Source organism: Niallia sp. M35 (genome assembly GCF_050971705.1).
Lineage (GTDB): Bacteria > Bacillota > Bacilli > Bacillales > Cytobacillaceae > Niallia > Niallia circulans_A.
Genome location: NZ_JBPCEP010000007.1, coordinates 61,831 through 73,725, shown reverse-complemented (window position 1 = coordinate 73,725; position 11,895 = coordinate 61,831). Strand labels below are relative to the sequence as shown.

The window sequence follows — 11,895 nt, the reverse complement described above, 5'->3', positions numbered from 1 at the left end:
CTTATAAAATGGGGCGAGAAACAAAAATAGATTTTATTTATCATTCGTCTAATTCAACAAATGATTATTCAGCTTTAAGCATATCCTTTTTAGTTTTGTCTCAGCCCCGACTAATATATCCATTAAAGAATAATTCTCTTCACTTGTTTTACATAAAAGTAGCGAACGATTAAGAAATAAAGAATCTGTATGAAAGCAAAGCTTCCTAATACCAATGCTGCCTCTCTTGTAATATTAAAATCAAACATATTGGATAGGGCAATAAGTGCGACAGAACCATGGATTAAAGCGACTATAATTGGTGAGAAAAATAAAAGAGCTATTTGTCTGTTGACGACTCTTTTCAACTCCGTCTCCATTAATCCAATTTTAGCAATCGATTGGAATTTGCGCTTTTCTTCCTCTAAATCAGTAAATAATCGGAAGTAAAGGAAGCTTCCTGCCGAAACGAAGAATACAATTCCAATAAATAAGCCAATGAACAGAACAGGGCCAAACGCTTTATTGATTTGATATATAGCATAGTCAACAGAAAAAGCTTTGTAAGATAATTCTTCATCTAACTGTTCCCCAACTGCAAGGACTTTATCTTCTTGTCCTTCTTTTGCTTGCCATACAATACTTGGTTTGCTTTTTATTGGTTCATCCAGCTGTTCATAAATCTTATCATTTACTACATAATAAGCCGATATTTCTGTTAAAACAGCCGCATCTATTACTCGAGAAGGTGTTACTTCTCGACCACTTTTTAAAGGAATGGCCGTTTCCAATAGCTTTTTGCTAGGTTTCTGTCCGCCTTCCTTTAAGACAGCATCACTCTGTTCTACAACAATGGCTTCGTCTTCCTTTGGATGAATTTTCTTCTCACCAATTAGCTCGGCAAAACGATTGTAATCAGATGCTCGCGCAATTAAAACGTTCTTCTTTTCCCCAGCTAGTTTGTAATAATTCAATTGAGTCTCTTCACTACTCACATCAAGCTTTTCATTTTCTATTAACGTATTCATTTTACTCTTATCTTTGGCAATTACTTCTTCACTGTCCTTGTCCAACGGAGAATAAGTAAAAGTATAGCGATTTATTTCTTTTACCCCTTTTGTTATATAGGATTGGAACCCATATAGTGTTCCAATGGCGCTAAAAGCCACTGTTGATATAATCGCCACTAAGAAAAAGGTTCTTGCATTATCTTTCATGCGAAAAGACAAATCGGAAAACAAGAGCATATTTGTTTTTTTCCAAAAAATGGACTTATTCCCTTTTATCTTGCGGATAAAATACACACTCAGTTGAGTAAATAAGAGATAGGTTCCGAGTGTTACTAAGAGAACAACTGGAACCAGCGCGTAAGCAACCAATATTCCCTCTACAGATATTGCAGTAACATATCCTCCAAGTAAAAGCAGCCCTGCTAAAATTGATAGAAATAACGAAGCTTTCGGTTCTCCTTTTGACTTTTTATCCCCTTTGATTAAGTCAATCAACTTATTGGTACGAAGAATAAAGGAAACAAAGATAGAAATAAAGAAAAAGAGAATCAGAAAACTAATAAACGTCACCACAATTGCCAATGTAGGGAAATAAAAATTAAGTGACTCTGTGATAATTAATACATTCTCGGCAATCAAAAGAATTACCTTCGCAAATACTAATCCTGCTAGAATCCCACTCACTGTGGCAAAAAAGCCGATCAGAATATTTTCTAAAAATACTAGAAGGCGAATCTGCCGGTTAGATGCTCCAAGCATCATTAATAAGCCAAATTCCTTCTTTCTTGATTGTAAGAACGAGCTCATAGAATATAAAACAAAAAAGAAAGAAAAGATATAAATAATTCCGCCAGCAACACCCATTCCAAATAGTGCATGACTATTCACGTCGGGACCAGAAAAGGCTGGATGAAATGCAAAGATAGCAAAGGTAAAAAACACCATCACTGTAAACATGCTGCTGAGAAAATAAGCAATATACAGCCGTTTATTGCGGAGTACGTTATTAAACGCGAACTGACGAAAAGTCATTGCCGTCGCCTCCCATCAACGAAAGCATATCGATTATTTTTTGGAAGAATGCTTGTCTACTATCTCCTCGATGTATTTCAGAATGTAGCTTTCCATCACGAATAAAGACTACTCTATCAGAATAACTAGCCGCTTGGGGATCATGTGTTACCATTAATAAACTTGTCTGTTTCCTTTCATTAATCGAGACAAGCATATTCATCACATCTTTTGCTGCTTTTGAATCTAGATTTCCTGTGGGTTCATCTGCCAATAATAGCTTTGGTTCATGAATCATTGCCCTGGCAATCGCGACCCGCTGCGCCTGCCCACCTGAGATTTCATAAGTACGTTTATTCAGAATCGCTGTAATCCCCAATTCCTTAGCAATTTCTTCTGCTTTCCTCTTCATTTCCTTAACAGGAGAGCCATCCAATGTTAATGGTAAAACGATATTTTCTTCCACTGTTAAAGTATGCAATAAATTAAAGTCCTGAAAGATAAAGCCTAATTCATTTCTGCGAAACTTAGCTAGAGCGTTTTTCTTTAGCTTATGAGGCATTTTCCCCTCTATTTCCACAGCACCTGTAGTTGGACCATCATTCGTAGAAATAATATTAAGCAGCGTTGTTTTTCCACTTCCAGATGGCCCCATAATCACCACAAATTCACCTTTGTCAATTTCAAAATTAATATCAGTAAGGGCACGGTAAGCTACCTTTCCTTCGTAAACCTTACTTACGTTTGTAAGTTTAAGCATAATCCTTCTCCTCTCTAACAATTCTAGTAAAAGTATAACCTGTAGAGGATATGGCATACTATCGATTATGCTTTCAGCAAGCTTACATTGATGTAAGGTTTTGTGTATCAGAAAAAATAATCCTAATCGTTGTACCTAGGCCGACCTTTGATTCCAATTCCAGACGATGCTCTAATCTCTCTGCCACTTCTTTTACTAAATAAAGCCCCATACCGGTAGATTCTCGATATTTGCGGCCATTTTCTCCTGTATAGAATTTATTAAAAATACGCTTCTGATCTACAATCGGTATACCAACACCAAAATCCTGCACCTCCAGAACGGCTTCTCCTGATTGTTCATACAAAGAAATAATGAGATGATTTGCTTTTCCTGCCGAATATTTCACAGCATTATGAACAAGCTGTGTCAGGAGAAAGAATAGCCACTTTTCATCTGTTTCTACTGTAATGCCTTGCTTTTCTTCTTTAAATTGCGGATACACTTCATTGCGAATATAAAAACGCTTATTTTCTTGATTCACCTCATGGATTAACTTAGAAAGAGCAACAGGCTTAATCTGAAAATCTTCTGCAATGGTGCGAAGTCTCGCCATATAAAGAACCGTATTCAGCCCGTTTCGCATTCGGTCTGTCTCTTCCCGGATACTCGATGATTCTGGCTCGTCAAGCGTTTGGGCTGTCAGCTCAATAATCGAGAGAGGTGTCTTCATTTGATGGACCCAGCGATCCATAAATAGAAGATGCTCATCTTGCCTGTCCTCTGCTTTTTGAATTTCTTCTTGGTATAAACGATACTGTACCATTAGCAACTGATCGAGAGCTTCCGAAATTGGTTTTGCTTCCGTCGTCTCCAAAGAACCATCTAATGTTCCGATTGAATGTTCAAGCCTTTGATAAAATTTTCTTCTACTCACATATTGATATAGTAAAAATACTGTTAAAAATACGACTGATAAGAAAATAGCATATAGACATACTCCTTTTCCTCGGTAACCATCCAGCCAAAATATAAACGGAATCAACAGACATTGGATGAGTTGTATGATAATAAATAAAACATGCTCGCGAATAAATAGCTTCATGCTTGTCCCTCTTTCCATGTCGGCCGCAAACGGTATCCTGCTCCTCTAACTGTTTCCACTGCCTCCTCAATCCCTAGCTCTTGAAATTTTTTCCGCACACGCGTAATATTCACATTCAATGTATTCTCGTCGACATATGCTTCATCATCCCAAAGCTTTGCCAATAAATCTTGCCGGCCAGCAACACGAGGGTAGCGATCAAGTAAGCTTTCGATAATGTCTGTTTCCTTTTTCGTTAATTGCGTTACTTTGTCTTTAAATCGTAATTCAAACCGTTCTGGATATAAGCTCAAATCCCCTTCACGAAGAACCCTTTCCTCCTGTTTTAAGGCATATTCCCCATATGCACGGCGGAGCTGGCTTCTAATTTTCGCCATCACAATATCAGGATGAAATGGCTTTGTAATAAAATCATCCCCACCATTTTCAATTGCCATTACTTGATCCATTTCGCCCGTTCTTGCTGAAATAAAAATGACCGGGCAAAGGGATTCTTTGCGAATTTGTCGGCACCAATAGTAACCATCGAAGCTTGGAAGGTTAATGTCTAATAGTATAAGATCTGGTTTCTCCCTTCTAAATGTCGCCATTATGGTTTCAAAATCGATGGCTGTAATTACTTCATATTGATATTTCTTTATGTAGGCGCTGAGATGTTCTGCGATTTTTACATCGTCTTCGATAATCATGATTTTTTGCATCGTTAGTTTCTCCTAGGTCTTGATGATTTAGTTTAAGTTTAATTTAAGAGGAGATTCTGTTCAAGATTAGGTTTGGTAGAAGGGAAAAATTCTCCCTTCACAAAAAAAGAAGCAAAAGTGACTTCTGCCTCCTTTTACTATTAAGATTAAGTCTTGCAGTTATTCAGTTTTTGATGCTGCTTCTTCCATTCTTTGTATCTTTGTAAAGGCGAAAAAGGAAGACCACATCATAATAAATGCTAATGCACTTCCGCAAAACAGCGGAATCATTCCCGGAACCGTAGTCATTAGTAGATAAATTGCTGTTATCCCGATCACCATTATTATCGTAGCGATTGGATTCATTAACATAATGATAAATGCGTTTTTTATCACTTGGTAGATTTTGAGATCAAAATGTACAAAAGTAGGAAATACATAACAAATCGTTAATAGAAAGCCTAAACAAATTAATAAGGCTGGATAATAGAATACGTTCATTATTCCACTTGTATGTTTCAATAAATTTATATCAATATATAAGAAATAGCCAAGGATAGAAACAATAAATCCTAATAAATTACTCTTAATAAATTCGGTCTTATAGGATTCCCAAAACGTTTTAAAAACGGGAATATCCATGTTTCCCATCAATAACTTTCTTACAATCACAAACATAGCAACGGTAGCGGGGAAAAAACCAAAGATTAACAGCCCTAAAAGGGAGAAGGCAATCCATAAAAGATTCACAAATGCTAGCTGCATAATCCAATCACAAAGTTTATAAAATCCTCCTATCGCACCATTCATCTGCATATATACTCCTCCTAAATAATCTCGGACATTTTGTCAGCTGAATAAAAAGTTAAACAAGGAAGCAGGCACCAAAGACGTTCCTCAGATTGGCTTCTAAGTTATCACCAGCAAACTTCTTATACCTCCAAGTCTCTCTGATTTTTCACTTCGTAAATTCGGGGAACTGGCGGTTTTTCCATATTGTGTCCAAGGAAGAAACCAGGATGTGGCGGCTGGTTATAGGCAACATTCTGCCAAGCGATTGCTAACCGATAATTAGGGTCATGCATTAAGGTATAAATGCGGTGATCCGTTAGATCCGTCGTTGTATAAATCCTAAGTGCGGTGCTGTCATCAGTCCGCCAAATGACTTCCTCTCTCCAATCTCCAAAGATATCGGCTTGCAAACAAGGATTCCCTTTTGTCCCGTTATTCGATCTCGTACCATCTGCAGTCAAAATATTAACGAGCCTTCCGTTCTCATAATCCCATTTGTCGATTTTCCCGACTCCGATGCCAGTTTCCTCGCAATAGTCATGGTCAAGAAGTTCTCTTAATAAATCTCCATCCCACCAGATAGCAAAATTAAAGGACTGGGGATTCAAATCAGAGATTTTTTCTCCTGAACTACTATAAAGCCCTGCTCCTCCCGTTTTCCAGTGTGTCGATGACCAGACCTCTGCTCCCTCATAGCGCGGGTCAATATCTGCTGCCATCCCCCTTCCTACATCTTCAGTAGAAGGAATCCCCCATAAGATTTCGCCTGTTTTGGCATCATGGATTTCCGTCCCCATTGCTTGAGGCGTTTCATGTACTTGAAATATTTCCAAGCCTGGTCTCGCTGGGTTAAAATTTCCAACATGAATGGCGTCCCCATGTCCTAAACCAGTTTTATAAAGCCCTGTACCATCATGGTCAATTACACAAGAACCATAGATAATTTCATCCTTCCCGTCATCGTCTACATCTGCAACGCTTACACTATGATTACCTTGCCCAGAATAACCTTCATTACCAGGTGCTAGGCTATCAAACATCCATACTTTTGACAGTTCGCCATCTCGCCAATTATAAGCAGCTAGCACTGCTCTCGTGTAGTAGCCACGACACATTACTAAGCTAGGTCTTTCCCCATCAAGATAGGCTATACATGCTAGAAAACGATCGACGCGATTTCCTTCATCATCCCCCCAGTCCTCGCCTTTTCCTCGAGGGGGATCATAGTCGGTTGTCACTAACTCTCTCCCAGTCATTCCATCAAATATCGTTAAATATTCAGGCCCTTGCAGAATAAAACCATCTTTATTTCGATAATCCGCACCTATATCTCCAATTACTTTCCCTTCTCCATCTCTAGTTCCATCTGCCGTTTTACAGGCAACCTCCGCCTTTCCATCCCCATCTAGATCATAGACCATAAACTGCGTGTAATGAGCTCCGGCACGGATATTTCTTCCTAAATCAATCCGCCATAAGTGCGTGCTATTTAACTTGTAGGCATCTAAATATACATTCCCGGTATAGCCTTTATGGGCATTATCATGCGAATTAGATGGATCCCATTTGAGGATAATTTCATATTCTCCATCCCCATCTACATCTCCAACACTTGCATCATTAGCACTATAGGAATAAGCTACTCCATCTGGTGTTATTCCTCCTTCAGGTTTATTCAGGGGAATAGTCAAAAAGCTCGTCTCCCATACTTCAGCCTTTTCTGAACATGGCTGTTCCTTGCCATCTACAATAGAACATACTTGATAAATAGAAGCTTCTACTCCACTTTCATCTAAATAATTGGTACTGCTAGTAATCGGGACAGGATTCACTTTAATTCCATCACGATAAAGATTGAATGATATTTCCTCTGGATCTGTCCCAAACAAGCGCCAGCCAATATAGACACCGTTCTTTACCTTTACAGCAATCAAACCACGATTTAAACTTTCCATCTGTCGTAATCGTTTTTCTTGCTTCTTTTTTTCTGCCATTTCCGATTCCCCCTCCGTACCAAGGAATAATTTATAGATAAAACTTTAATCTTACCGGTCCAATTAATCCGGACTTCACCAATTCTTTTGCATATTCGTTTGCCTTGCTGTTGGTAACAATTACTTCTATATCCAAGGTGTCTGTGTTTATGTATGGTGTTATATCAAAATGATAGGGACTCCACATTTTAACTCCGACCGTTTCTCCGTTAATACGCAATTCAGCAAGCTCACAAACTTCTCCTAAATCTAATTGAGCTTTTTTATATTTTCTTTTCGATGCATCTAAGGTCACTTTTGACTGATAGATAGTTTTGCCGGAAAAATATTTTAAATCTTCATATTCCGTTAAGGAAACTAGTTTTTTGATCACTTCCTTTTGACGGAATGGATTAGTCATTGTCCAATGATCTACGTTGATATCCAAACTGTGTTCTTCCTTTTGGCTTTTGGCTGCAAAAGTTGGTGTTTCCTGATGATTAACACAGAGAATGATAGACTCCCTATGCTGCAAAGAAAAGTTGTACTTTGTATACTCCCCATCTACTTCATTTATTTCGATTGTTTCTATGTTGGAGGACCAAGCATCCCATTTTTCTAAAGCACCCCTGCATTTAACAGCCAGTTCTCCTTCTACGGATGAATCATCTTCATTTACCAACACATAAAAATCTATACCTTCCTTGACAATATGGGTAACACGCAATCCAGGATTATGTGGTATCAAATAAACATCCCTGGATTGCAACCGATCAAGGGAGCCGATTACGCTATTGTAGTTAGAAAGTTGTACTACATTCCCACGTAAAGGAAGTTCCTTCTTTTCGGGATTATAAATAATAACAGTGCCCCCATTCTTCAGAAAAAGATTAAGCTTCTGCACCATTTCGTTAGAAACAAGCTGTTCCAGATTTTCTATTACGATTACTCTATAAATTTGTTTTTGGATTTTCACTTGGCCTTCTTCGATGAGACAGTTGTGGAGAAATAAGTCTTCTTCTAAGTAGTTAAATTCTATTTGATTGGTATAGAGAGGTTCTGCTATTTTCCAAGGAAGATGGTCTTCCTCACACAAAATCGCAATTTCTGTAATATTGGTACAATCACTTAAAAGCCAAGACATCCGTCTTTCATAATCAGCAAACAATCTATAATAATTCCACCATGCATTATGGGGGCCGTTATCTGGTGCGCGCTCATTTAAACGTTCACCTTCGATCGAGTAATAAAAGGCATGGGGATAAAGCATATTTACTCCTCTTACAAAAAGCCAATCTACAAACCATTTCATATCCGCTGCTGTTAATTGCCATTGATGTCCATTTGGCCCACAACAGCCAAAACATTCATTGGCATTACGAGGCAACCCACGGTGCCTAGCCGCATCGGAGGAACATTTTCCTAAAGTACTATCATGTCCTTGAATTCCTTTATTGTCTTCTGGTCCAACCCATCTCCATACTAAATCCTGTCCAGGCAGCTGAAAATATTGCAAAAAGCCAATATCGTCACTCGCCTCCGGATGCCCAGTTAATTGAATCCCATGCTTCTCACACCACTCCGATATCGGAAGGTAATACGTTTCCTGAAGGCGTTTATTAACCGTTTTTTTAAAGTTTCTTCTCTTAATAGCAGTGTCAGTCCCGACATCAAACCATAACGCTAACAAATCCTTCGGCTCATTGCCATGCTGCCTATAATAATCCAAGAAGCCCTCTGTCCAAGGCTTAATTTTTTCTGGATCGACACAGCGACCTAAAACACTCGGTTCATCTGTAAATAGTGCTGTTATGGTATTGCCAAAATACTCACTAAATTGTTCATAATATACATCATGAGTCACACGGATAAATTTTTTCATAGCATCTGGATTTAATAAATCGCCTGCTAGTGGAGCATTTGGTTCGCCATCATCTTCTCCAAAGTGAAGCCCGCGAATCGTCCCTTTTGAAAAAGTAGCAATAAGGAAAACAATCGACCAACCTCCTGATTCTTTCGGATCAAAAACGATGCTGTCTTGTTCCACTTCCAAGGAAACAACGGAGTGAGGATCGATTTTCCTATCACCAGTCATCTTTAAAGCAGCAGCAAAAACAATTTCCTCGTATTCTTCTAGTTGTTCCTTTATTTTGGCAGGACCTTTTATAGGATGCATTGTCATGCGCAATCCACGGGCTGCATATTCAGGATTGTTCTCAACCACCTTCCCATGGGCAGATCCGGATGGATACATGCCTTCATCATAGATAATCACTTTCATCCCTAGTTCTGCAGCTTCTTCCATAATAAAGCGCAGTCGTTCGATAAATTTTGTTCCTAAATAATCGATGTCCTCAGGTATGCCAATTCGGGGATGTGCTACTATCCCATGCACGCCTTTATCCTTAAAATCTCGCAATTGTCTAGCTAGTTCTTCTTTATGAAGATCACCATTTAAAAACCAAAATGGAAAAATCGAATATTCTGCAGAAGGATCATTAAATTCATGTTTTAGCTGTAGGAAATTAGTCATTTGCTCACCTTCAATTGTTTAATTATGTTCAAAATAGATAGCATTAAAAAGACGGCTGTGCGTTCCTTATATTCCACCGTCTCTTCGGTCATCAGCCATCGGTATTAAAGTTAAAACTTATCCCTTTACAGATCCTAATAACATTCCTTTAGCAAAATGCTTTTGCAGGAATGGATAAACAATTAATATCGGCAAGGTAGCTACTACGACAACAGCCAATTTTAATGATTGTGCTGGCGGGGCTACATATTCTACTCCTTGTGAAGCGGTATCAGCCAAGTTCCCTTGAGATAAAATAATAATTTGTTGAAGCAGGACCTGTACAGGCCATTTTGCGCTGTCGCTAATATACAATAGTGCATGAAAGTAATCGTTCCAGATGGTAACCGCATAAAATAAGGCAAAAGTGGCAAGGACCGGCTTGGATAAAGGTAAAATGATCCTTAAAAAAATTCCCATTTCGGAACATCCATCCATCTTCGCCGCTTCCTCTAATTCCACTGGTATCCCTTGAAAGAAGGTTTTGACAATAATTAAATTGAATGGGTTAATCGCAGCTGGCAAAATTAATGACCAGTAGGAATCTAATAATCCCAATGATTTAACAACAATATAAGTAGGAATCATCCCTCCACTGAATAACATGGAAAAGACAATCATATTCATCAACAGGCTTCGTCCAATTAAATTTTTCCGTGATAATGGATAAGCCATTGTAAAGGTAAAGAATAGACAAATCAAAGTCCCAACTAATGTAATCCCAACCGATACGAGAATACTCCGTGTAAAAGTTCCTGTCGAAAAAATATATTTATATGCATCAAGGGTAAAGGTTTCTGGCCAGATAAAAAAGCTCCTTGTGGTTAACTCTGCCTCTGTAGCAAACGATCCTGCAATAATGTATAAAAACGGCAGAATCATCGTGATTCCGATAATGCCTAAAAGGATTACGTTAAAGCCATCAAATATACGCCCTCCCCGTGTATTATGCATTTTGGGCATCGCCATTTTTCACACCTCCTTGAATTTTCAACATTAAAAGATTCCTTCCTCTCCCATTTTCTTCGCTAATTTATTGGACCCCAAAACGAGGATAATGCCAATGACAGACTTAAAGAGACCAACTGCTGTACTATAGCTGTATGCTCCTTGGGTAATACCAACAAAATATACATACGTATCAAATACATCCGCCACGCCGCGGTTTAATGAATTGGACATTAAATAGATTTGTTGAAAGCCTGTGTCAAGAAAACGGCCAAGCTGGAGGATAAGCATAACAATTATCGTACTTCTTATTGCAGGTAAAGTAATATGCCATAAACGCCGTAATCTTCCTGCACCATCGACAATCGCTGCTTCGTACTGCTCTTTATCAACTGCTGTTAGTGCTGCCAAAAAGATTACCGTTCCCCAGCCCGTTTCCTTCCAAATAATTTGCATCATAATTAATGGGCGAAACCAATCTGGAGAAGAGAGAAAATCAATGTTTTTACCGTAAATTTGAGAAACAATATCATTCACCACACCACCGCTTGTTGTAAAAAAGATATACGTAATACTGGCAATGATTACCCACGACATAAAATGCGGCACATAAATAAATGTTTGAACCACTCTTTTGTATGAATTAACCCGCAGCTCATTTAAAAGAAGTGCCAATATAATAGGGGCTGGAAAGAAAAACACCAAATTTAGCACTGCAAAAATAGCTGTATTATTTAATAATCGAAAAAAATCTGGATTTTTGAAGAAATCGATAAAATTATCAAACCCTACCCATTTGCTTCCTAATATGCCTGTAAAAGGGGAATAATCTTGAAAGGCTATGACAATTCCCCACATGGGAAGATACTTAAATACAATGAAATACGCCAAACCTGGCAGTAATAGAATATAAAGCCATTTATCTCTCAAAATACGTTGGAACTTAGAAAGATTGGGCTTTTGCTGCACAGTAGTTCCTATCATGGAGTGGGCGATGTCTGTTTCTGGTTCTGTCACTTGCGTACTGGCTTTTGCCATTATAATTTCCTCTCCTTCCCTTCTTTAATTTCACTGTCTTTAAGAGAG

General features: G+C 38.4%; 9 protein-coding genes. All 9 read right to left on the bottom strand.

The features are described 5' to 3' along the window. Positions 1 to 122: 122 nt before the first annotated feature. Positions 123 to 2,021 carry an FtsX-like permease family protein gene (locus tag NiCM35_RS10820; RefSeq protein ID WP_095333589.1) on the bottom strand — a complete coding sequence of 633 codons (1,899 nt, stop codon included), beginning with the start codon at positions 2,019 to 2,021 and terminating at the stop codon, positions 123 to 125. Next, the gene (locus tag NiCM35_RS10815; RefSeq protein WP_095320993.1) at positions 1,996 to 2,760 is read right to left on the bottom strand and encodes an ABC transporter ATP-binding protein; all 765 of its coding nucleotides are present in this window, start codon (positions 2,758 to 2,760) and stop codon (positions 1,996 to 1,998) included. The genes NiCM35_RS10820 and NiCM35_RS10815 overlap by 26 nt, the downstream gene beginning before the upstream one ends. A gap of 82 nt (positions 2,761 to 2,842) precedes the next feature. Next, positions 2,843 to 3,844, bottom strand: coding sequence for a sensor histidine kinase (locus NiCM35_RS10810; RefSeq protein WP_123258982.1), 1,002 nt, complete (start codon positions 3,842 to 3,844; stop codon positions 2,843 to 2,845). Further along, positions 3,841 to 4,545, bottom strand: coding sequence for a response regulator transcription factor (locus NiCM35_RS10805; RefSeq protein WP_163185284.1), 705 nt, complete (start codon positions 4,543 to 4,545; stop codon positions 3,841 to 3,843). The genes NiCM35_RS10810 and NiCM35_RS10805 overlap by 4 nt, the downstream gene beginning before the upstream one ends. Positions 4,546 to 4,704: 159 nt before the next feature. Continuing rightward, on the bottom strand, positions 4,705 to 5,340 hold the full coding sequence (locus tag NiCM35_RS10800; RefSeq protein WP_433779467.1) for a YesL family protein: 636 nt from the start codon (positions 5,338 to 5,340) through the stop codon (positions 4,705 to 4,707). A gap of 116 nt (positions 5,341 to 5,456) precedes the next feature. Next, the gene (locus tag NiCM35_RS10795) at positions 5,457 to 7,310 is read right to left on the bottom strand and encodes a rhamnogalacturonan lyase (RefSeq protein ID WP_235850351.1); all 1,854 of its coding nucleotides are present in this window, start codon (positions 7,308 to 7,310) and stop codon (positions 5,457 to 5,459) included. A gap of 31 nt (positions 7,311 to 7,341) precedes the next feature. Further along, entirely contained in the window at positions 7,342 to 9,822 is a 2,481-nt protein-coding gene (locus tag NiCM35_RS10790; protein WP_433779465.1) for a glycosylhydrolase-like jelly roll fold domain-containing protein, read from the bottom strand. A gap of 117 nt (positions 9,823 to 9,939) precedes the next feature. Continuing rightward, positions 9,940 to 10,824: a carbohydrate ABC transporter permease gene (locus NiCM35_RS10785; protein ID WP_371000469.1), complete on the bottom strand. Its 885-nt coding sequence runs from the start codon at positions 10,822 to 10,824 to the stop codon at positions 9,940 to 9,942. A gap of 33 nt (positions 10,825 to 10,857) precedes the next feature. Beyond that, a complete protein-coding gene (locus NiCM35_RS10780) occupies positions 10,858 to 11,793 on the bottom strand; it encodes an ABC transporter permease (protein ID WP_095333593.1) in 936 nt (311 codons plus the stop codon). Between the last annotated feature and the right edge of the window lie 102 nt (positions 11,794 to 11,895).